This window comes from Elusimicrobiota bacterium (assembly GCA_040757695.1).
Lineage (GTDB): Bacteria > Elusimicrobiota > UBA8919 > UBA8919 > UBA8919 > JBFLWK01.
On record JBFLWK010000011.1, the window covers coordinates 1 to 23,640 of the forward strand.

Here is a 23,640-nt window from a genome sequence, read left to right on the forward strand (position 1 = left end):
TTCAAAATTCAAAGAGCGATTTTAAAGGTCAAACCTTTAATTTGAGTGAATTTGCAAATATATTTTATAGTGGCTCCGACGAGCTATCTCAAAAAAATAGTGTTTATAGCCGTTTTTCAGGTCGATATCTCTATCTTTTTTTACTGATTTCTCTATAATGTTACCAAGGTTCGGAATAAGAGGAAGAAATATTTCTTTTGGTTTAAGTCCACTCCATTCTCTGCTGACCTTGTAATATGGTTTATCAAAAAGATTAAAGAATTTTTCCCAGTAACTGAACATACACAAATAATCAATTTGGAATATTGGTCTGAATGGGATTGTAAGGATTTTTGCTGTCAGTGAAGGTTCCCGCCCTGCAAGAACCGCTAACTCATATTTTGGGAAAAAACAAAGAAGGCCATCTAAAAATTCTATCTCAAATGCACGTTCTGCAAGGAATGCTTTTCTAACTACTATGGTCTTTTGTTGTTTGTAGGAATCTAATTCTGATATTAGTTTATCATATTCTTGATTACTGATTTTTTCGCCTGCGATTATTGTTCTTAAAGTTCTTACAGAAATATTAGAATTCGCAACAGAAATCATTGCTGAAATCAAGAATGGTTGTTGTAAGTATAGATTATTCAGTTTCATACTTGTTTTATAATCATCAAGTGCCTGTTTAATTCTACCATCGTGTTTATACAAAAGTGCCCGGCACATAAGAAGTTTATTTCTACTTATATCTTCACTATAACGAGGTATTTTTATTGCCGGTCCTTTTGTATAATCAGTATTAAACCTAAGATATTTTCTTAGAGACGCTTTCTGCAAAATATCCAACTCTTTTTTGTTTTTTGTAACAACATTTCTAATGAGTTGGACATCTTGTGCATTAAGAACTACTACAGAGGTAGAACTTGTTGCACCTATTATATCTACAATTTTTTTCTTTTCTTGTTCTGTCCATACAATTTTTTCATATTTTATAGACGGTGTTAACTCAGAGAGGTCAAAAAGAAAAATATCAGCATTCTCATTATCAGGCACTTCAGGTGGAGCAAGTTCTTTCATACTTGTTGGTTGTCCAGCAGCTTTGATTTTTTGTATCTCTTTTCTTATCTTTATACTGAAAACAAAATTCAAAATACCATATACCACAACCACAAAAACTAAAACTACTACTCCCAAAATTTTTAATCCTTTTTTAGAAAATAATTTTAACGATACTCCCAAACCAATAAAACTACCGCCTATCATTCCACCTATTGCAGTTGAAACGACTGTTTCTAAACCTATCAGTCCTCCTATTAAACCACCTATCCCACCACCTAACAAACCAAATACTATCATTAGTATTGTTTTAGTGATAGATCTCCTGGTAATACCTAATCCTAATCCAATAAAAGCACCAATCATTGCACCGGCTATCATCACGCCTATAGGGTGTGCAATCTTTGCTGTGCATATTGTCATCAGTCCACCAAGAAATCCAAATACTGTTCCCCAGAGCAATTCGCGTTTAGACTTTCTGGCGATACCGATTCCTAAGCCAATAGCAGTGCCACATATCGCAAAACCTATTACTCCAGATACCAGCCATCCTGCTAATTTAAGTGTGATATCTGCTGACAGTTTACCTATCACTCCACCTATTGCACCGCCAATTGCACTACCTATAATTTCCATTGGAAACTTTGTTTTCGTATCTTCCATAGCATTCCCCTTAATTTTGGAATCCCAATCAATATATCAATTCTTTTTAAAATATCATATTTTGCCTTGCTCATTAAAACTTTTCATGTTGTCGCTAACGCGGAAACATTAAATTACAACTGTATATCGTCTACAGGCATGGCATTGGATATTTACAGCAACAGGGATTGCTGTTATATGACACGGATATGTTTCTATCAAAACAGCAAGTGCTGTGATTCTGCCACCGAGACCCTGTGGACCGATTCCGAGATTATTTATTTTTTCTAAAAGTTCTTTCTCTAAATCAGCGTATAATTTATTAGGATGAGAAGAATCTAATGGTCGCAATAATGCTTTTTTGGCAAGATATGTCACCATATCAAAACTGCCACCGATACCAACACCTACAACAATCGGTGGACAAGGGTTGGAGCCAGCTTTTTTTACAACATCTATTACAAACTTTTTTACTCCTTCAACTCCTGCTGATGGCGGAAGCATCGCTACCTGTGACATATTTTCAGACCCACCACCTTTAGGTAACACAGTAATTTTCAGTTTGTCCCCAGCAACAATTTCTGTATGAATCATCGCAGGTGTATTATCATTTGTATTTTTTCTTACAAGCGGGTCGGAAACAACCGATTTTCTCAAATAGCCTTCTGTATACCCTTCCCGCACACCTTGATTGATTGCATCATTTAGATTCCCACCAGTAATATGCATCTCCTGACCTATTTCAACAAAAATACAAGCAAGTCCTGTATCCTGACACATCGGTATTCTCTCTTCCTCAGCGATTCTATTATTTTCCATTATTTGTTTGAGATCTTCTTTACCGACGGACGATTCTTCTGTTAATTCTGCTTCCTTTAATTTTTGCCATACATCATCAGGTAAAATAAAATTTGCATCCTGACAGATTTTTTTTACTGCTTTTGTGATTTCTTTAACATTTATTTCTCGCATAATAATTCCATTCGCTTCGCTTCACCCCGACTGAAGTCGGGGCTACATTATTGTTTGATGCATCGGGCATAACCAGATGGGTTGAAACCCATCTATGCCCTCGCATCTTTTTATCACCCAAATGAATTCGGAGAAAACAATTCTATTCACTTAAAAATGATTCGGGAAAAATATTGCCTCTGTTTAATATACACTTCGGGTCAAGTAATTTTTTTATTTCAACCATCTGTCTTAATCCGTTTCTTCCATACATTACTTCCAAATATGGGATTTTGATTTTGCCAACACCGTGCTCGGCAGATATTGTGCCACCTAATGAAACCGCCTTCTTAGCAAAATCTAAATGAAGTTCTTTTGCCTGTTCAAATTCTTCAGTGTTTCTTGGTAAGATATTCATATGTAGATGACTTTCGCCGATGTGTCCGAAAAGTGTGTATATAAAACCTGACGGGACTAATTTTGATTTGTAATACTCAATCATTTCCAGTAATTTATTTTCAGGCACTGCAATATCTGCAGAAATTTTATGTAGTGCTGGGTAATTTCTTTTATTTCTGGCAATTGTTTCATTTATACCTTCGGGTAAGGCGTGTCTCATCGCTCTGATTTTTAATTTGTCTTTTTCTTCAAGTGCAGCAAGCGCGGTATCTATTGACGATTTATTATTTACAAGCAGTTTATCAAGTGTAGTTGAAATTTGGTCAAGTGTTTCGTCGGTATATTCCAATTCTAAAAAAATGGCTGCATTTGTTTTTTGAGGAAAATCAGGCACAGCCAAGTTTACGCCTTCATCTTGTTTTTTTTCTCGTAAAATGTTCAAGCCACCTGAATCAAAATACTCAAAAACGAGTGCCGATGTAAGCATTTGCTTACATTTGAAAAAAAAGTTTAGTGCATTCTGTTCTTCAGGAAAAAAGGCAATGATTGACATTATATTTTCAGGTTTTTTTGTCAGTGCGACTTCTACTTCTGTAATTACTCCGAGTGTGCCTTCAGAACCAATAAAAAGATCTATCAAGTCCATTTCAGGTTTTGCATAATAGCCCGACGCATTTTTTACATCAGGCATTTTATAGGTTGGTATTTTAACAACAACTCTTTCCTCATTGCTAAATACAATTTCAAGTTGATTATTCTCAGCAAAAATTTTGCCACGCTCAATTTCAAGCACTTCGCCGTTTGAAAGAACAACTCTCAACGATCTTATCCATTTTCTTGTCGGACCGTATTTAAAACTTCTTTCTCCAGATGCATTTGTAGAAACTGTTCCGCCAATACGTGCGCTTGTTTCAGTAACATCTACTGGATAAAAACAACCGCCTGTAATACTTTGGCTTTCCTTGTGAAGATTCTCCAGCACAACACCTGCCTGACATTTAACCCATATTTCGTCACCGACATATCTATGTCCAAGTATTTTATCCATTTTTTCAACTGTCAGAAGCGCACCTGATTTCGGTATAGCACCACCAACAACACCAGTTCTGCCGTTAGAGATTGTAACTGGTATATTTTTTTCAGACATATTTTTCAAAAAATCAGATACCTGTTTTTCCGTCTCTGCAAATACTAAATACTGAATCTCTCCTGCTGAAAGTTTAGACTCGTCTTGCAGATAAACGAAGTAACCTTCCAAAATTTTTTCCTTCCCTTCAATAATCTGCATCGGCTTTTGTTGGGCTGTGTCCTGTCTCAGTTTAATTGCGGATATCTTATTCATAAAGTATGTTCCCTATTCCAACGGCTTAACCAGATATCCCGGGTTGTTCAGCACAGTAATTGTTTTGTTTTGTAGATATTTTTGAACCCATGTGTTGAGTCGTTCCTGCGGTGATTGAGTATTTTTTCCCCAGAATAGAAACGGTAAAAGATGATAATCGCTTTCAGGGATGCCATCTTGTATAATATGCAAATTACCCCAGCCGAGATAATTCAGTATTTGGAAAATGTCAACCGGTTTCTGTTTACCGATTTTGTAATCCGCACTTACAACCTCAACGACTTTTGTTAGCGCTTTTTTGATTCTATTCGCTTCGCTCACCCTACATTTATCATCGTGTTTATTTAATTCATCCATCCCGATTTTCATCAGATTTTTGAACTCCTCATTACCCCAACTCTGATTACAGGGTGCGACTACTAATATCGTCCCGCCTTTTTTTACCGCTCTATATGCTGCGTGGGTTGCTTTACCCATCTGATAGAGATTCACACCCCATGCACTTGCGCCAGCAATAATAATATCCGCCTGTTTTTCAGTATAAACCGTCCATACATTTTTCAGCACCTCTGCGGCACGACGATGCGCTTCAAACAGTTCGCCGCCTTCTAAATAAACCAAATCGTCTTCAGTATCTATGATTGATACGATTGTATAGACCTGTTTTCCCTGCTTTCGCAGTGATTCCAAAATTGTTTTAACAATTCTTACTTTTGTCTCAAAAACAGGATTTTTATCCATAATTCCAAGCCCGACATTTTTAGCAAAACCTTCAGGCCCGAACATTTGCAAGTGCTCATATCTGATGGTATCCATATCACATACACCAGGACAGAATGATTTTGGACCACCTGCGACACCAGCGAAATAATGGTTTTCCACATCGGTTAACGGGATTATTATGTCAGAATTATACACCACTGAATCAATTTTTATTTTTTGGCCATTCAGTTCGCCAACCTCAATATTGTTTTCTTTGCATTTATGGATTACATAATTGACTTTGCCGAACATTTGTTCGCCTAAAATTTTTTTAAGTTCATCATCCGTAGGCGGTCTGTGTGTTCCAGTTGCAATAACAACCTTTATTTTAGTAAGTGGTAAGTGGTAAGTAGTAAGTAGTAAGTCAACAAGTATTGGTAGGAGCAGTCGTGTATGAATGTTTGGTCTATCGTGGTCATCGGTAATAATACAAATATCACCATCTTTATAGTTTTCTTTGATAAGAGAACTTAATGGTTTCTGTTTGCCAATTGGTTTTTCAAGTGCAGAGAGCAATTTCTCTTTGACATTTTTTATCACAGGTAGTTTTTGTGGAAGAATTAACGGTAGAAACTTTTTTTCGTCAATCGTTTTTTGTGGAATGAAATCACGGAGAACTTGCGCGCCATAATTTAATACAATCTCATTAGATAACATTTTCTTTCCTCAAATTTTTTATAGTTTCATCATTATAGCCAATTATTTTTTTGAGAACTTCTTCTGTATGCTCGCCGAGCATTGGAGGCGGCATCTGCGGAGCGCCTTTTGTTTCAGATAGTTTTACAGGGATACCTGTGAGTTTTATTCTGCCTATTTTAGGATGCGGCATTTCTATTATCATATCTCTTGCTTTTGTTTGTGGATGTTCAACAACTTTATCAATTGAAAGTATATCTCCTGCTGGGATACCGTTATCATCAAAAATTTTTAGCCACTCGTTAACGGTTTTTTTTATTATCACATTAGCGATAATGTGAAATAACTCATCTCTATTTTTTACTCGTTCAGGATTGGTTAAAAATTTTACTTCGTTTTTTATATTTTGTAATCCAACTAAATCACAAAATTGCTGCCAGAGTTTGTCGTTACCAATAGCGATATTTATGTAGCCATCAGATGCTTGAAATGTCTCATATGGACAGATTGTTGGATGCTGATTGCCTTTTCGTTGAGGAATTTTTCCTGTGGTGAAATAAATCCCTGCCTGAAATGTTAAAAGTGAAATTTGTCCGTCAAGCATTGCGACATCTACATACTGACCTTTACCCGTTTTTTCTCTCGCTAAAAGCGCTAAAAGAATTCCCTGCACGGCATAGATACCGGAAAGCAAATCCGCTTGCGAAACTCCAACTTTATATGGTGAACCATCAGCAGGACCTGTTAAATCCATTATCCCACCCATACCTTGAACAACCAAATCATACCCGGGACGAAATTTTTCGGGACCTGTTTGACCAAAACCAGAAATTGAGCAGTAAATTATTTTAGAATTTATAGAACAAATGTCCAAATAACCGAATCCAAGTTTTTCAGCAGTTCCAGGTCGAAAATTCTCCAAAAAAACATCACACTTCGGAATCAAATCACGAATAATTTGTTTTCCTTTTTCTTCTTTAAGATTTATACAGACAGATTTTTTATTCCTGTTTATTGATAAAAAATATGCGGACTCGCCTTCTATAAACGGCGGACCAAATGCGCGGGTGTCATCACCACCATCAGGATTTTCTATTTTTATGATTTCAGCACCGAAATCGCCAAGTATCATTGAGCAGTAAGGTCCTGCTAATACTCGCGATAAATCCAAAACTCTAATTCCGTCTAATGGTTTTGCCATAAAATTATCTTTTTGTTACAATGACAAATGTCATACTTCTACGTTTACACCAATTCTGTGCTGACTCATGCTTTCGTTTTGTGTCTGGGTTTTCCAAAAATTGTCCACCCTTTACTTCATGGAGTTCTTTCTTTCCATCAATTCTTTCAACTAAAAAATCAGGGCGATAGCCACGCACATTTCCTGCCTCAGTGACATATTGAATTACTATACCATGATTTTTTGTCCATTTTCTAACTGTTTTATCTTTTTCTAATTTTTTCATATATTCAAGTTCCCATATAGATTCATATCTCTCAACAGAATATGGGCTCTTTTTAGGATTTTCAAAATCTCCTTTTTCACTTATTGGCATAATTCAATTCCTTTTTGTATTTAACGATGCTTGTAACAAGTCCTGGCTTATCCTTAAAATTGTGAAACAGTGTGTGTCTATGATTTAATGCGTGTTTCATATTTTCTAATGTTGCGGTTCCAACAGTCTTGCCATCTAAAAATTTTTCTCTTATATGGTCCATTAGCACTCCATAGAAATATCCAAGTTCATCAGAACCGATACCTTCTTCAGCAAGTAAATCTGAACCAATATCGCGAATTGTCCCTTTTAGTTTTTCTCCCAAGATTATTTCATTGTTTTCTTCTGGTTTATTTCTTACTTCAGGTGAGAATCCCGGGGCTTCAATTAATTCAATAAAATTTGTCTCATCGGCAAGTTTTTGCCCGAGCACCTTTTCAATTTCTACTCTTGAAATCTCTACCTCAGGACCATACTCAAAACCTGCCAGTATTTCCTTCCAGTTAGGATAATCATCTTGAATTACTTCAATATTTTCCAAATCATCTAAAAAATTTGTATCTTCATCACCCGTCGGTTCTGGAATTTGTATCAATAAATCAGGATTAACTAAAATCTGCGGTTTCCTTTTTGGTGGTAAGTCATCTTCAATACCAAATAAAGTTCCTTGAACAATATCCTTTTTAACCTTTGCACCTACTATATCCCACAACCATTGATGGTCAAGTTTCTCATGGTCAACCATTGCACAGAATTCCTGAGTATCTTCTTCACGAACATTGAGACGAAGCCCTCTTCCAATTACTTGCTGTCCGTATACGCGTGACGAAAATTTTCTTAAAAGTAAAATCACACAAACTTCAGGAACATCCCATCCTTCTCTTAACATTAAAACACTCACAACCGCATCATAAGGACTATCCTTTTTACCTAATATCCTTGCTGCTTCACGGTCTTCTTCATCAGATTTTTCTGTAACAAGCAGTGTTTTAACATTAAATTCCTTTTCTAACATATCTCTTGCTGATTCTGCATCTTTTATACAAATAGCAACTACAAACAGGATAGGTCTATATTTCCCACCAGCAAGAGTATCTGCTCTTCTTTTTTGTTCATCAAGTCTATCAAGGGCAATCTTTATTTGTTTTCTCATCGGGTCAGGGTCAGTTACCCATTGAGTTGAAGTTAAACCCTTTTCTATCTTTTCAAATTCCTCATCCATTTCATCAATAGTTCTTTTCTCACCTTTGTCACTTGTATAAGTCAATTGCACAAAACTTACTTTAGGTTGATATACAACAACACTTTTTATAATTGGTGGGACTTCCGCCTGCGCATCTGCAATGGAATATTCAAAAATCATTTTTGAATCAGGTGTTTTTCCGTCAGCACGGTCTGGAGTTGCGGTTGTATCAAGTCGGAATTTTACTTTTTTTGATAACAAATGAAGGACACTATCATATTCAGGTGCAGGTGTATTATGCGCTTCATCATTAAAAATTGCTATTTCTTCTACATAATTCATAATGTAAGCAAGATTTCTCTTTCCATTTATATTTGATGGATAGAGTTGGTGAATATTCCCTAATATTATTCCATTTTCAAGAATACCTTGTGGTGCTGATCCGGGTTCCATCAGATGTAATCCCAAATCGTTGGTATAATGCTCACACCCGGATGGGAAAAAACCAAACTCACGGAAAACCTTTGTATTGCGGAAATCATATTCAAGACGGTCACGGACAATTGTATTGGGACATAAGACAAGGAATTTGTGTATATTATGACAGGTTTTTAGCCAAGATATTATTGCACCAATAATTGCTGTTTTTCCACCACCCGTAACTATGTTTAATAAAACATTTCTCATTTGTAAAAGTTCATATACATAAATTGCACGGAAAATTGCTTCTTTTTGGTGGGCCCATAATTTTCCTAATGCTTTAAGATGTTCAAGGAAATCCCGGGTTAATGGACCAACATCCGGAAAATCCGCATCTTTCCATTGTCTAAAATCCTGCTCATATTTAGCAAATGAATTATACATATTATCTTTTACTCAAACTCTTGAATACTTTTTATTAATCCTATTCCATCAATTGTTTTTCCCGTTAATCGGTTATCATTGGTATAGAAAATATCAACTCCAAATGCTGAAGCACAGGCAAGTTGTATTGCATCAGGCGGTGCAATTTCCTGCCGGGTAAATTTGGCGCGAATTTTTGCATAATTTTCTGCTACTTTCGCATCAAATTCTACCATTTCAACTGCTTTAGATGTTAAAAGTTGCCGATATTGATTTGCTAAATCAAGACGGTTCATTTGAAATGGTTTCGTCAATAATTCTCCAAGTGTTAAAGTTGAAGTTACAAATATGTCTTTGTTCTCTATCATTTTAATGCGTAGATTTTTTACTTTTTCGTAATTACTCTTTTGTTCAATAAGGTATATAAAAAGTGGAGTGTCCCAAAAAACAATGCTCATTTCCATCCCTCTCTAAGTTTTCGAACATATTCATCAGGATCAACATCTTTCCAAATTTCTTTTCCTAATCCAGATAACATTAAAATAGGGTCGTTTTCTTGTGTAAATATTTTTTTTTCTTCTATAATTTCTTCTTGTTCAAGAATTTCTATGTGTCTTATCTTCAAATTTTCTGGTAAAGTCTTACTTGGTAAAAATTTACCTTCTCCACTTACACGAACACGATGTTTTAATCCTTCAACTAAAAGTGACTCCATCTCTTGTTCATAATTGCATTTAATATATTCTGTTTCAGTTGGAAAGATTTGGCAGGTACTTTTTTCAATATTAAGTTCTAATAGAACACCTCGTATATTTGTCATTCCTTTAGTAGGTTCTTGCAAAAGTTTAACAACCCTATCCCGAATTATAGGATTGAATCTTGCTTTTGTAACTTTTTCATCTTCTTGTAAATTGAAATCTATAACATCAATACCACAAGATAAATTCCGACCAAGGTCCTCAAGCGTTAGTAATACACCTTGATTGAAATACAAGGGAATAGCAAGAGGGTCTTTACCTAAAGAATCAACACCTTGAATAAAATATTCTAATGCCTGCCTCCCAATTTGATGTTCTTCAAATAGATCTGGCTCACCCTTTGTTAACTCTAAATCTACTTGAACACTTCCCGGTTTATATCCAATAAGTTCAAGTGTGCATGCTTTATCAATACTTTTAATATCCTTTGATGGCCTTCCTCTTTTTATTTCTTCGCTTTTTCCAAGAATGCTTACGGCTAAACGTTTAATTGCCGTTTGTGTTTTTGACATAATTTGTATAAAATCAGGCAAAGAAATTTTATTTTCTTTGACCATTAGTCCCTCCAAATGAATATTCAGTAACGATTTTTTAATTTTCATTTTAAGTACCTCGCTTATAAAGTTTTATATAAATTTTTATTTTTTATGATATTTTCTGTCATTATAGTCGTTTTCTATCCGATTATCTTTACATAAAATATAAGTTTTTTATATTTTTATATAAAAACATAAAATTTTACTTTACCTCCAATTCTAAAATAACTGTTTTTTCACCACCCTGGTCATCCTGAACAGAACAGGCGATTGTCTGTTTTCCTGTTTTTGGAAATTCATATTCAACAACTAAAATAGGTTTACCAGTAGTTTTATCTCTTAAAAATGAATATCCTTCTGTTGACGAAAATTTACCTGTGTAATTAAAATCCCATTGGACATTAGCAATCATACCGTCTTTATTAAAAGATACTGATTCGGAAACATCAAATTTATACTTCAATTTACTAATCCTGTTAATTTTGACTTGGACATCAGGTGGCTGGACAAAACTTAATAATCCACCGTAGTCCTTATGTTTTGTTATAATATGTTCACGGTATTCATTTGATTCAAGACGGATTAGAGATAAACGGACAAAATCTATTCGCTTGTTTTCTCTTGCTGCTAATATCTCTGCTGCTCTTTTTGCATCAGGAGCAAAGTTCCATGCCAGCATTGTTCCAAAATTAGTTTTTCTATCCTTAAAAATTGCTTGAGAAAATTTTTTTACATCTTCCTGTGTAATTTTTGTTTTTCTGGATGGTTCGCCTACTAAAGAGGCACTCCTGCCCGTGAACCATGAATATTTGGTGAAACATTTTCTGGCTTTCCGCCAAACGTCTTGACCACAAATTCCCTGAATTCTTCTTTTGACAATTTTTCAAGACGTGGTATCTCATAAATACCCCAGTGTTCAACTGTAAAATCTGGGATTGCTAGTAGTGATTGTTGAATCAATTGTTTTTTCTTTCCTTCTTCCTCCACTTCACCACACAAGTCTTCAACCACTCTACAAATTCTATCAGCAGTAATAGCAACAGCAATCCTTGACTGGTCGCAACCTATCCATCTGCGGTTAAGTTTCTGCGCCACCGCTAATGTAGTCCCACCACCACAGAAAAAATCCGCTACAATATCGCCCTCATTAGATGATGCTTTGATAATTCTAACAACTAATGCTTCTGGTTTTTGAGTGGGGTAACCTATTCTCTCGAGATTGTCAGGTTCTGTGCCCAGAACATTAATGTCTTCCCATACATCTCGTGCTATTGCGAGGTGGTACCACTTTTGCTCTTTTTCATCAAAATGCTCTGGATATTTCTCACTGAAGTTATATTTTTTCTGTTGCCAAGATTTGTAGTGCTGAACATTAAAATTGTATTTGTCTGTCTTTGTGTAAAATAAAATGACATCGTGTTTCCTTGCGAAAGTCTTTTTACTTGTTCCTCCGGTACGGTAACCCCATACAATTTCGTTTCTAAAATTATCACTTCCAAAAATTTTATCCATTTCAACTTTTACATAATGACTTGCATGCCAGTCAAGATGGACATATATTGAACCAGTATCTTTCAATAATCGTTTCGTTTCATATAACCGAGCATTTAACCACACCAGATATCCCGGCATACCACCTTCCCAGATATCAGAAAAAGAACGGATTTCGTTTTTGTCGCCAAATATAACATTATAATTCCGACCAGAAAAGAATGGTGGGTCAATATAAATTAGGTCAATTGATTTTGACGGTAACTGTCTCATTATGTGCAAGTTATCACCAAAAAATAGTCGGTTTGCACCTTTCGGGAAAAGTTCAGATAGATTCCCGCTTTCGCGGGAATGACAGGAAGGCGAAAATTTTTCGCTATGCCCAAACTCAACTTTTCGGACTTCCTGAAATGGCAGGAAAATACGAGGATAGGTATGCTCAAACTTGGTTATTTTTGTCTTTCTTGATTCTATTTCAACTTCCCAACCAAGAGGTGCTTCATCAACCGGGACAGAACCAAATCTGGCAGGTATTTTATAAAACTCCGCTTGTTTTGGTATCTCAACTTCTACAGAGATGGTTTTATTATTTTCATTTTCACTCATATTTTTTGTACCAATTCTATCAATACGCCACCTGTTGATTTCGGATGAGCAAATGCAACTTTTGTATTATGTGCGCCTTCGCGGGGTTTTGTATCAATCAGAGTATAGCCCGCTTGCGCAATTTCAGAAAGTGCCTTTTCAATATCGTCAGTTTCAAACGCAATATGATGGATACCTTCGCCTTCTGTTTCAATAAATTTTGCTATAGGACTTTCAGATGTCAACGCTTCTAAAAGTTCTATATTGGTTTTACCGATTTTTAGAAATGCAACCTTTACTTTGGCAGAAGCGACTTCTTCAATACCACTGAATTCAAGTTTAAGCGTATCCCTGTAAAGTTTAAGTGCACTCTGAATACTTTTTACCGCAATACCGATATGATTGATATTTTTCAACATTTTGTCCCATGAACAAAACACGAATTCACACGAATATTTTCTATGGTTTCTACTAATTGTCCAATACCTTTTTTTTGTGTAGCAACTGTTAAAATTACGGGAATACCGAGTATTGATTCTAGATGTTCAACAGATACATTGTTGTTTAAATCAGTTTTGTTCACAACGAGCACATCAGCAATTTCTATAATACCTGCTTTTAATAATTGTATATCGTCAAGTGTATCGGCAGTAGTCACTAAAACAACCGCATCAGCAATTTTTTTGATTTCTGTCTCATTCTGACCTGCACCAACTGTTTCAATGATAACAATTTCATAGCCAGCATTATCCAGAATTTTTACTGCCGGCTCAACCGCTTTTGACAAACCACCGAGAGAACCACGAGTTGCAAAACTTCTGATAAAGACATCTTTATCAAGTGTATGCGATTGCATTCGGATTCTATCGCCGAGCAATGCACCTTTTGTTTTTGAACTTGACGGGTCAATAGCGAGCACCCCAATTTTTTTGTTTTCTTTTCTGTATTCGGCTATAAGACAATTTATGAGTGTACTTTTCCCACAACCGGGCGGTCCTGTTATGCCTATTACGGCTGTTCTTTTTTTGTAATTTTTGAGTTGTTGAAGTATTTTTTTGCCGTCGGGTGTTTTATCTTCAACAGCACGGATTTGTTCAGCAATTTGATTAATATTGAGGTTCATAATAACTTAAAATATTTTTTAAGATATTCTATGATTTTGGTTGTTGGTGTACCTGGTGTAAAGATTTCGTCAATACCCTTTTTTTTCAGAAATTTAATATCTTTATCTGGAATAATTCCACCTGCAAAAACAATTTTTTTTATACCCTTTTTTTTCAGCAGATTTGTTATTTTCGGAAGCAAAACATTGTGTGCACCTGAAAGTATAGAAATGCCTATAGCATCAACATCTTCTTGAATTGCTGTTTCAACAACCATTTCCGGCGTCTGCCTTATGCCTGTATAAATAACTTCAAAACCCGCATCTCTTAAGGCACGGGCTACAATTTTTGCGCCTCTATCGTGTCCATCAAGACCCGCTTTTGCAATCAAAATCCGAATCATCACAACCTCTAAAACGCTGATTACCGCTGATTTGATGGCGAATGACATACTCCCCGCAGCAAGCTGCGGGGTATTCGGCGACATTTAAATAAATTCGTCCCTACCACGCAGATTTACACGGATTTTTTTTCAGCGTTGGTTTAAATCACTCTGCTTGGTTGATATTCGCCGAATACATTCCTTAAAACATCGCATATCTCGCCGACGGTTGCATAATTTTCAACTGCTTCAATTATCACAGGCATTAAATTCTCATTCATTTTGGCAATTTTTTCTATTTTTTTGACTGCGCTTTCAACTTTTTTATTATCACGCTTGCTCTTTAGTTTCCTTAAATTAAGAACCTGTTTTTTTTCAACTGTTTGTGAAACTTTCTGGAGTTTCTGTTTCGGTTTTTCATCTGTTTGATATCTATTCACGCCAATAACGGTCATCTCGCCTGTTTCAATTGCTTTCTGATATTGATATGCGGATTCCTGAATCTCTTGCTGAATAAATCCGTTTTCTATCGCTTTAACCATTCCACCTATTTCATCAATCTTTCGGATATACTCTGCGGCTTGTTTTTCAATTGAATCGGTCAATGTTTCAATAGCATATGCGCCGCCTAACGGGTCAATCGTATCGCAAACTCCGCTTTCTTCCGCAATGAGTTGCTGGGTTCTTAAAGCAATCCGAACCGATTCTTCCGTCGGTAATCCCACCGCTTCATCTTTGGAGTTTGTATGAAGTGATTGCGTTCCGCCTAAAACGGCAGCGAGTGCCTGTAAAGTAACACGCACGATATTATTCTCCGATTGCTGTGCGGTTAGTGTACAGCCATCCGTTTGAGTATGAAATCTTAACATCTGTGATTTCGGATTTTGCGAGTGAAATCTTTCTTTCATTATTTTTGCCCAGAGCCGTCTTGCAGCACGGAATTTTGCGACTTCTTCAAGAAAATTATTATGGCAGCCGAAGAAAAAAGAGAACTGTGGTGCGATACTGTCAACGGATAAGCCCGCTTTTATACAATGGTTGAGATACTCAATCCCATCCGATAGAGTAAACGCAACCTCTTGAACCGCATTAGCACCCGCTTCTCTTATATGATAACCACTTATTGATATAGCATTCCATTTGGGCAAATTTTTTGAACAGTAAGAGATTATATCCGTAGTTAAACGAAGCGATGGCTCAGGCGGAAAAATATAAGTGCCTCTGGCGATATATTCTTTAAGAAGATCGTTCTGAACGGTTCCTGAAAGTTTTGAGATATCTATATTTTGTTTTTTTGCAACGATTATGTACATCGCTAAAATTATCGCAGCGGTAGAATTGATTGTCATAGAAACCGTTACTTTATCCAATGGGATTCCATCAAATAATTTTTCCATATCAAAAAGCGAATCAATCGCAACACCGACTTTGCCAACTTCACCTTCTGATAATTGATGGTCAGAATCATAACCTATCTGTGTAGGCAGGTCAAAAGCAACTGAAAGACCCGTCTGACCTTGTTTCAAAAGATATTTGTATCTTTTATTTGTATCTTCAGAAGTCCCGAACCCAGCATACTGCCGCATCGTCCACAGCCGTCCACGGTACATCGTCGGTTGAACCCCACGAGTATACGGGAACTCGCCTGGAAACGAAAGTTTCGCAAGGTAATCAAACTCGTCTAAATCTGACGGAGTATACAGGCGAGCGATTTCTAGTGATGAAGTTTCAAACTTTTTTTTTCTTTCTGGATGGGCAGATAACAATGGAGCAACCTTTTCCGCTTCCCATTTTTGTTTGGCTACTTTTATTTTTTCATTCATCTATTTATGAAACATAAAGCACCCCTGTGGGTGCTCTATGATATCTCTATTTTTGTAGACCAACCAGTTTTACACAGATGGATTGCACATATTGGTTTTTATTTTTGTTTTAATTTATACCTTTAACCTAACTTTTACAATCTTCCACCCATTATCATTGTCATTATTGCCTTGTGTGCGTGAAGACGGTTTTCTGCTTCATCAAATACTACTGACTGTGGACCGTCAATCACATCGTCGGTAACTTCCATATCTCTATCCGCAGGCAAGCAGTGCATATAAATTCCCGATGGTTTTATAAGTTTCATCTTTTTTGAATCGCATATCCAGTGTTTGTTCTGGTCAAACAGTTTCTTCATTCCATCAAGGTCTTCTTTTTTGACTATTTTTCCATTCGCATCAACCTGAGCAAAATACTTACCAGAACCCCAGCATTTCGGATACACAACATCCGCACCTTTGAATGCATCCGTCATACTATCCGTTTCCTTAAATGAGCCGCCGGTTTGTTTCACGAACTCTTTACATTTTTTGATAACTTCCGGGTCAAGTTCAAAACCTTTCGGTCTTGCGAAAACAACATCCATACCCATCTTGCACGGTGCGAGAACAAGCGATTGAGGAACTGCGTAGGGTTTATGTGTTGAACCCGAATATGCCCAAGACATAACGAATTTTCGCTTCTTGAACTCGCCAAATTTTTCTTTAATAGTAATCATATCCGCGAGTGCCTGCGTCGGATGGAATTTATCACATTCCATATTGATAAGTGGAATGTCAGAGTAGTAAGCAAACTCTTTTATCATCGCATTAGTGAAGCCATAAATCCACTGCCCAACCTCACCGTATGCTCTTATAGCAATCGCATCACCAACGCGGGAAAGCATCTGAGCGACATCGCAAATTCGTTCTGTTTTATAAGGCACTTCATAACCCTTTCTTGCGGGTGTATATGTTTTGCCCGGCTCTAAATCAACATGGAAACCGCCTAATTGCTGAATGCCGGCTGCGAATGTGCTTCTTGTCCTTAATGACTGATTGAAAAACATCGTAAATAATGTTTTCCCTCGCAGTATATGCGTCTGGTCTTCATTCATCGCATGCCGACGCTTTAACTCCAGCCCAACATCAATCAATGTTTCCCATTCCTCTTTTGTAAAATCCAGCTCCGCATCAATCCAATCCCGTCCCAAAAACTTGTTAGACCTCATAACTCCGTCCTCCTTTCACAATAATTTTGGTATAAATTCTTTTATCAGGTTAACAAACTCTTCTGCTACCGATAAACTTTTTTCTGCAACTTCTTTTGTGGATATTATTTTATGTTTGTAGTCTGCATCTTCTCTATACTTTTTTATATTCTTAAATAATCTAATATGTTTCTTATCTATAATACCAGGTTTGATAAAATATAAACTGAATTTATCTATTACACCTGCGTGTGACTGACAAATAATGTTTTTAGCAAGCAGCGCAGCGGTTGCAGCATCAAGCATGGCATAATAAGAGCGTGAAATAGAACCACCATATAACCCAGTATTTAGAAGCGTTTTTGATTCTTCCAATCTTACTTGCGCAGAGTTCAAGTAATGATTTGAGTTAGCGACTTTGTTTTCTTTCCGTATTTCCACAGGATTATTCCTTCTTGATTTACATTAAGTATAAATGGCAATTGACGATGCTGCATCCAGTTGTATTCTTTAACAGTCATCGGATGTATAGACAGATGCGATTTGTAATCATATTTATCACCAGTTTCCAATTCCAAATCAACAATTTTATCCCAAATTTTTTTATCAACCTTATTCATTACTATAAGTAAATCTACATCTGATTCTCTATGTCTGTCACCGCGTGCTTTTGAACCATAGAGAATAACAAATTTTAGGTAATTACAAAACTCTTGTGTTAATTTGTTTATGAATTCTACTAATGCTTTCTTTTCTATTTTAGTTAGCCACGCCATGTTACTATTTTATTTTTTTTTCTGAAAAAGTCAATGGAAAAATGGAATAAAACTTTATTGCAGACAAAACATCAGAAAACCTTATCTGTTCATTTGCGATATGTGCATATTTCGGTTCTCCGGGTCCAAAACCAATAGTCGGTATTTTTCTTTCTCCCATTGTAAATGACCCATTCGTGCAGAAAGGCCAGAGTATAACATCAGCAGATTTTTTATATGCCTTCCCAAATGTTCTAATCGCCGATTCAACTAAATAATTTTCTTTTGGCAAAAGCCAGGCATTAAAAAATTTTTTAAGATACTCAATTTTTACTGATGTGCCACATACTTTTTTAATCTCAATCTCAATCTGTCTTTTTGTCTCATTTTCAACGGTTCTTCTATCAATATAAACTGAGCAGTTATCAGGGATAGTATTTATTGACGCATTTTTCGTCTCAATTTGTGTGACAGAAATTACTGGCCTGCCAAGTGGAGAATTCATTTTATATTTTTTATTCAGCAAATCAATTGCTTTTATGAGTGGTATTGTTTTGTAAATCGCATTCTCTCCTTTTTCAGGAATACTTGCATGTGCTGATTTACCAGAGACGGTGATTTTTATTTCTGCTCTGCCTTTGTGTCCTCTTACAATTTTTAAGTTTGACGGCTCACCAATTATTACACAATCCGGTCTGAATTTCAAATGTTTCAGAAGATAATTTATCCCGTAGCCCTCCGCAACCTCTTCCTGAACGGAACAAGAAACATAAAGCGTAAAATCACGCCGCTTTTTTATCAACCCACCTGCATAAACCATAGCGGCAACGCAACCCTTGTCATCACAGGCGCCCCGTCCATAAACAATCCCGTTTTTATATACTGCTTTGAATGGGTCTGTTTTCCACTGTTCTATATCAGAAATACCGACGGTATCAATATGGGCATCATACAAAATTTTTTTTCTGCCGTTTCCAATCCTACCGATAACATTTCCGAGTTTATCAATTTTTACATCGTCGTAATTCAAGTCGCGCATTTCTTTCGCCACAATTTCAGAAACCGATTGCTCCCGTTTTGATAAACTTTTTGTTGAGATAATTTTTAGCAAAAACTTAAAGCAATTATTTTCAAATTTATTCATAAAAAATGACTCTCTTTAACAATTGTTAGATATTTCTGACAATAAAACTCAGGACCAATTTATAGTTTTGCTAACAGACCTGTTTTCTTATTAAACTCTTCAATTAGTTTATCCCAGACGGGAATTTGAGCAAAAACCTCATCCCAGAATTCTGGATTCCACAGGGCATTTATTTCATCCACTGTTTTGCCCTGTTGTTCAACCCAGGTGAAATATTTCAAGTTGTGCAGCGCCTTCTGGTCCCGGTAAGAAAGTTCCTTTACCCAGTCAATCCCAACGCCCTGTAAATATCTTTCAAAATCAGTAATCGCATCCTTCTCGCTGTATTTTCCTCTCTCGTCCTCAAGTTCTTTAAGCCGTGATTTATACATATCTGATGAGTCAGTGAGTATTGTGAAAACAACATCATTTTCACTAAACTCATAATACTTCGCAATTTTAATTGACGCGAGAAGATTACATATACTTGAAATCCCAAGAATTGGAAGTTTTTCTATTAACTCTTTTTTCACACCTTCTTTTTCAAGCAGTTTTTTTCCTGCCTCTTCATTGAATAATCTCAAAAGCCGCATAGTGTTTTCATCATCAATCGCAACTACATTGTTCGTGTTTCGGACATTATGTATCCACGGGACATGCTTGTCGCCAATACCTTCAATCCTGTGCCCACCAAAACCGTTGAGATAAAGTGTGGGACATTGAAGCGCTTCGGTTGCTGCAATTTTTATCAATGGAAATTTTTTTCGCAAATATTCACCTGCACCTATAGTTCCTGCAGAACCCGTTGCGGAAATATATCCACTCATTTTTAATTTTGCATTTTTAATTTTTAATTGATTAAAAATCTCTTCAATCGCAGCGCCGGTTATTTCATAATGCCAGCAGGTATTCCCGAACTCATCAAACTGATTAAATATAACAATCTTGTTACCACGTTCTTTACGAAGTTCCCAGCATTTGTCGTAAATCTCCTTCACATTTGATTCGCATCCCGGTGTTGCAAAAATTTCTTTCGTTCCGATTTCTCTAAGCCATTCAAACCTTTCTTTGCTCATTTCTTCGGGCAGAATTGCAATTGCATCACAAGCAAGAAGCGCACAATCAAACGCACCACCACGACAGTAATTTCCTGTTGACGGCCAGACCGCTTTCTGTGTGGTTGGGTCAAACTCGCCAGTTACAAGCCGTGGCACAAGACAACCAAATGCAGCACCAACTTTATGTGCGCCCGTTGGGAACCATTTACCAACAAGCCCGATAATTTTTGCCTTAACACCGGTAAGTTCTGTCGGCATTTCAATATAATTCACACCGTGAAACAAACCGTCTCCACCATTTTCTTTCGGATTATTTTTCCAAGTAATCCTGAAAAGATTTAACGGATTAACATCCCAGAGACCTATATTTTTCAGTTTTGCCTTTATTTTTTCCGGTATTTTCGTCGGGTCTTTCTGTTGCTCAAAAGTCGGAATTATAATCCCCCTATCCCTGCATCTTTGAACCGTTTTTTCCAACACCTTCTCATTCACATTCAGTTTTGTCATAACTCCCCCCTTTTCAAATTCTTACATTTTTATAGACGACAAATTTTCGTTGTGGATATACCTGATAAATTTCTTGTATCGCTTGAAGCCAATTTATGTATTCTTCAAACGACATTTCTTTATGAATACGCCGGCATTCCCGGAAATTTAACATTCGTTCTTTATTTTTTCCGTCTTCAAGCATTTCTTTTTTTTCAACTTCCGAAAGGTTCATTTGTTTTCTCCAAAATTTCATCAAGTTCTTTTTCTCTTTCAAATAATTTGAAATATTCTCTCACGAGTTCTAAATCTAACTTTTTGAGATTCGCTGTGATAATACCTTCTATATCTGCCATGTCTTTATGGTATCTTTGCGGGTCGTTGGAACTTGATTGAACTTTTAATCCAATTAAATCTTCTGGTTTTGCGACTTTTATTTTGAACCTGAAAATGTTTCTTAATTCTGCTCTTTTCAATATCTCTAATGCATATTTTCTATGAGCAAACAAAAAATCTACCTGACCGAGTTCGGCAAGTTGAGATAAATAATTTGCCACATCTTGCGTTTTATGAGCAGCACGATAGCCATATTTTCTCATAATATCATCAACAATATCCGCTTGTTCCAATAATACTGCAAAATCAATATCAACCGTTGTCCGTTCAAGACCGGCAAAACTCAAAGCATGTCCGCCAATCAATACAAACTCAATTTTGTTTTTCTGGAATTCAGTAATTAATATCTCAAAAACCTTTTTGAAGTCCATACAAACCCATCTTTATAATTCGTTTCAATTCCCGGTCAACACTCTTCGTTTATACTGCCAACGCCGCTATAAGTTGCAATGTTTTTTTATCTATTTCTTTTTCAGCATAGGTTACTTCTTTTACAGGGATAGATTTTATATTGCTGTTTTGGATAACAACAGCCCTGTTTTTTTTGCCCTGCAGAATAAGGTCAACTGCAAAACTCCCGAAACGGCTCGCAAGATTTCTGCTTCTCGCCGATGGATTGCCACCACGCTGAATATATCCAAGATTACTTACCTTTACATCAATCCCTGTGTAATCAAAAATCTGCTTCGCAATCTTTCTGGCATCACCACAACCTTCAGCGAATACAATTATTACAGATGTCTTTTTTTTCTGCTGGTCTGTTTTGAGTTGTTCACATACTTTTTTGATATCGTATTTTATTTCTGGAATAAAAACAAACTCTGCACCACTGGCAAGACCCACCTCTAACGCCAGAAAACCATGTTCACGACCCATCACCTCAACAATAAACACACGGTCAAAACTGGTTGCTGTATCACGGATTTTATCAATTGCATCCACTGCTGTATCTATCGCAGTATCAAACCCGATTGTCTCATCGGTCGCAAAAACATCGTTATCTATACTTGCAGGAATACAGATAACAGAGATACCAAAATGAGAAATCTTTTCAGCTGCTTTGATTGAACCATCACCACCAATTACAACAAGATAATCAATTTTGTTTTTTTTAAGCGCCTTTATTGCTTTTGCTAAACCAGTCGGAGTTTTTATTTCTGCACATCTTGAACTTTTCAGGATTGTACCGCCATGTTGAATTATTCCGCTAACAGAACGCAGGTTCATCTTAAAAATACTCTCATCTATAAGCCCCTGATAGCCGTTCATCACACCGAAAACTTCAAACCCGGACGAAATAGCCCGACGGACAACCGCTCTTATACATGCATTCATTCCTGGCGCATCACCACCGGGTGTAACAATCGCAATTTTTTTCCTGATAATCCCATACGATATTTATTCTACAAAATTTTTCAGAAAAAGGCAATAAAAAAATGACTGTCATACGCCCAGCCATTTTTTGTTGTCATTGCGAAGCCGATTTTATCGGCTGTGGCAATCTCACACAAATTGTCATTCCATGTTTGACACAGAATCTAAAAGGAAAAAGGGACCGTCCCCTTTTTCCTTTTTCCCTTTTTCCATTCCGAGAATCAGTGTGTCATTTCATCTTGCTACGGAATCTATTATCATTGTCAAACAAGTTTGAAAATTTCAAGTCTGGCACCATTTTCCTATTTCAAGTCTGGCACCATTTTCCACCATTTTGCCATTTTGGGCCTGGCACCATTTTGGGCACCATTTTGGCACCATTTCCCCCCATTTCCCCACTGGCACCATTTCCACCTGACACCATTTCCACCATTTCGGACTGACACCATTTCGCATTTTCTATAAGCACACTTTATTATTTTTTCTGATATCTTATTTTCTAACTCTAAGCCGTCTCTTTGTGTTTTTGTGGCTTTGTGGTTTGTAGTTTTCATACATACTTTCATTTAAATATATCTCCCGTTTCTTTATACCATAACAGTAAATCAAGATAGTTCATTGGTATATTTATTTCACTTGCGAATTTCATCATCTTATTCTCTATTTCAAAATATCTTTTCTTGGATAAGGAATTCGGAACTTCATCTATTACGCCGAGTAAATATAAGTTCTTTAATATATGTCTATCAAGAATTGCCATATTTTTGCCTAATCCAATGTTTCTTAGAAAATGACTTGCTTCTTTGAAACCTAATCCTTTTACATTCCGGACTAACCACTCTCTGAGCTTGTAAGTGTCATTGAATAGTTTAAGTTTGGATTTGATAACGATTTTGCCATTGTTTGAAAAAAGTTTCCTTGCCTCAACGATATACAAAGCCTTTTTGTTTTTAAATCGAACACCTACTAATTCGTTTCTAATGTGGTTTATATCTCCATTCCATAACAAACCTTTTTTGTTAAGATTGACCACCACATCCCAACAAGTTCTTGCTTTTGATTGTGGTGTTAACAGGCAAAAGACCAACTCATTAAAAATCTCATCATCTTTTTTTTCCCAAACACGCTTAAAATCCCCTAACCTTAAGCGGATTTCATTTTGTTTGGCAGAAAATATCCTTTTTATCTCCCCCACGATATTTTTGTTCCTTTCTACAACTAATGATGTATTAACCATTCTTATCACTCGTTTATACTCCCGAATTGGTATATTTTGCGAACTACTTCGCTT

At 36.4% G+C, this 23,640-nt stretch carries 24 protein-coding genes; all 24 read right to left on the reverse strand.

What is annotated here, in order from left to right:
* Positions 1-36 precede the first annotated feature (36 nt).
* Positions 37-1,698, reverse strand: a complete 1,662-nt coding sequence (locus AB1349_03365) for a hypothetical protein (GenBank protein ID MEW6556374.1) — start codon at positions 1,696-1,698, stop codon at positions 37-39.
* A 108-nt stretch (positions 1,699-1,806) separates the two neighbouring features.
* Positions 1,807-2,649: a fumarate hydratase gene (locus AB1349_03370; GenBank protein ID MEW6556375.1), complete on the reverse strand. Its 843-nt coding sequence runs from the start codon at positions 2,647-2,649 to the stop codon at positions 1,807-1,809.
* 142 nt (positions 2,650-2,791) lie between these two features.
* Complete coding sequence (locus AB1349_03375; protein MEW6556376.1) at positions 2,792-4,369, reverse strand: FAD-binding oxidoreductase; 1,578 nt, start codon at positions 4,367-4,369, stop codon at positions 2,792-2,794.
* Positions 4,370-4,381: 12 nt separating this feature from the next.
* Complete coding sequence (locus tag AB1349_03380; protein MEW6556377.1) at positions 4,382-5,788, reverse strand: lactate racemase domain-containing protein; 1,407 nt, start codon at positions 5,786-5,788, stop codon at positions 4,382-4,384.
* On the reverse strand, positions 5,778-6,968 hold the full coding sequence (locus AB1349_03385; protein MEW6556378.1) for a CoA transferase: 1,191 nt from the start codon (positions 6,966-6,968) through the stop codon (positions 5,778-5,780). The genes AB1349_03380 and AB1349_03385 overlap by 11 nt, the downstream gene beginning before the upstream one ends.
* Positions 6,969-6,972: 4 nt before the next feature.
* On the reverse strand, positions 6,973-7,323 hold the full coding sequence (locus AB1349_03390; protein ID MEW6556379.1) for a TnsA endonuclease N-terminal domain-containing protein: 351 nt from the start codon (positions 7,321-7,323) through the stop codon (positions 6,973-6,975).
* Entirely contained in the window at positions 7,310-9,310 is a 2,001-nt protein-coding gene (locus AB1349_03395; protein MEW6556380.1) for a DEAD/DEAH box helicase family protein, read from the reverse strand. Before AB1349_03395 ends, AB1349_03390 begins: the two co-directional genes overlap by 14 nt.
* Before the next feature lie 8 nt (positions 9,311-9,318).
* Positions 9,319-9,747 carry a PIN domain-containing protein gene (locus AB1349_03400; protein ID MEW6556381.1) on the reverse strand — a complete coding sequence of 143 codons (429 nt, stop codon included), beginning with the start codon at positions 9,745-9,747 and terminating at the stop codon, positions 9,319-9,321.
* On the reverse strand, positions 9,744-10,649 hold the full coding sequence (locus AB1349_03405) for a hypothetical protein (protein MEW6556382.1): 906 nt from the start codon (positions 10,647-10,649) through the stop codon (positions 9,744-9,746). Before AB1349_03405 ends, AB1349_03400 begins: the two co-directional genes overlap by 4 nt.
* Before the next feature lie 136 nt (positions 10,650-10,785).
* Positions 10,786-11,262 carry a hypothetical protein gene (locus AB1349_03410; GenBank protein ID MEW6556383.1) on the reverse strand — a complete coding sequence of 159 codons (477 nt, stop codon included), beginning with the start codon at positions 11,260-11,262 and terminating at the stop codon, positions 10,786-10,788.
* Positions 11,263-11,357: 95 nt separating this feature from the next.
* Positions 11,358-12,680, reverse strand: a complete 1,323-nt coding sequence (locus AB1349_03415; GenBank protein MEW6556384.1) for a site-specific DNA-methyltransferase — start codon at positions 12,678-12,680, stop codon at positions 11,358-11,360.
* Positions 12,677-13,078, reverse strand: coding sequence for a methylmalonyl-CoA epimerase (gene mce / locus AB1349_03420; protein MEW6556385.1), 402 nt, complete (start codon positions 13,076-13,078; stop codon positions 12,677-12,679). Before mce ends, AB1349_03415 begins: the two co-directional genes overlap by 4 nt.
* On the reverse strand, positions 13,072-13,782 hold the full coding sequence (locus AB1349_03425) for a GTP-binding protein (GenBank protein ID MEW6556386.1): 711 nt from the start codon (positions 13,780-13,782) through the stop codon (positions 13,072-13,074). The genes mce and AB1349_03425 overlap by 7 nt, the downstream gene beginning before the upstream one ends.
* The gene (locus AB1349_03430; GenBank protein MEW6556387.1) at positions 13,779-14,213 is read right to left on the reverse strand and encodes a cobalamin B12-binding domain-containing protein; all 435 of its coding nucleotides are present in this window, start codon (positions 14,211-14,213) and stop codon (positions 13,779-13,781) included. The genes AB1349_03425 and AB1349_03430 overlap by 4 nt, the downstream gene beginning before the upstream one ends.
* A 92-nt stretch (positions 14,214-14,305) precedes the next feature.
* Positions 14,306-15,967, reverse strand: a complete 1,662-nt coding sequence (locus tag AB1349_03435; GenBank protein ID MEW6556388.1) for a methylmalonyl-CoA mutase family protein — start codon at positions 15,965-15,967, stop codon at positions 14,306-14,308.
* Between the two features lie 134 nt (positions 15,968-16,101).
* Entirely contained in the window at positions 16,102-17,178 is a 1,077-nt protein-coding gene (locus tag AB1349_03440) for an ornithine carbamoyltransferase (protein MEW6556389.1), read from the reverse strand.
* Between the two features lie 15 nt (positions 17,179-17,193).
* Positions 17,194-17,598, reverse strand: coding sequence for a HEPN domain-containing protein (locus AB1349_03445; GenBank protein ID MEW6556390.1), 405 nt, complete (start codon positions 17,596-17,598; stop codon positions 17,194-17,196).
* Positions 17,550-17,933, reverse strand: coding sequence for a nucleotidyltransferase domain-containing protein (locus AB1349_03450; protein ID MEW6556391.1), 384 nt, complete (start codon positions 17,931-17,933; stop codon positions 17,550-17,552). The genes AB1349_03445 and AB1349_03450 overlap by 49 nt, the downstream gene beginning before the upstream one ends.
* A 4-nt stretch (positions 17,934-17,937) precedes the next feature.
* Positions 17,938-19,056 carry a YgeY family selenium metabolism-linked hydrolase gene (locus AB1349_03455; GenBank protein ID MEW6556392.1) on the reverse strand — a complete coding sequence of 373 codons (1,119 nt, stop codon included), beginning with the start codon at positions 19,054-19,056 and terminating at the stop codon, positions 17,938-17,940.
* Between the two features lie 59 nt (positions 19,057-19,115).
* Complete coding sequence (locus tag AB1349_03460) at positions 19,116-20,600, reverse strand: pyridoxal-phosphate dependent enzyme (GenBank protein ID MEW6556393.1); 1,485 nt, start codon at positions 20,598-20,600, stop codon at positions 19,116-19,118.
* Positions 20,601-20,613: 13 nt separating this feature from the next.
* A complete protein-coding gene (locus AB1349_03465; protein ID MEW6556394.1) occupies positions 20,614-20,814 on the reverse strand; it encodes a hypothetical protein in 201 nt (66 codons plus the stop codon).
* Positions 20,795-21,346, reverse strand: coding sequence for a nucleotidyl transferase AbiEii/AbiGii toxin family protein (locus AB1349_03470; GenBank protein MEW6556395.1), 552 nt, complete (start codon positions 21,344-21,346; stop codon positions 20,795-20,797). Before AB1349_03470 ends, AB1349_03465 begins: the two co-directional genes overlap by 20 nt.
* Positions 21,347-21,395: 49 nt before the next feature.
* The gene (locus AB1349_03475; GenBank protein ID MEW6556396.1) at positions 21,396-22,373 is read right to left on the reverse strand and encodes an ATP-dependent 6-phosphofructokinase; all 978 of its coding nucleotides are present in this window, start codon (positions 22,371-22,373) and stop codon (positions 21,396-21,398) included.
* Between the two features lie 538 nt (positions 22,374-22,911).
* Complete coding sequence (locus AB1349_03480) at positions 22,912-23,586, reverse strand: N-glycosylase/DNA lyase (GenBank protein ID MEW6556397.1); 675 nt, start codon at positions 23,584-23,586, stop codon at positions 22,912-22,914.
* Positions 23,587-23,640: the final 54 nt, after the last annotated feature.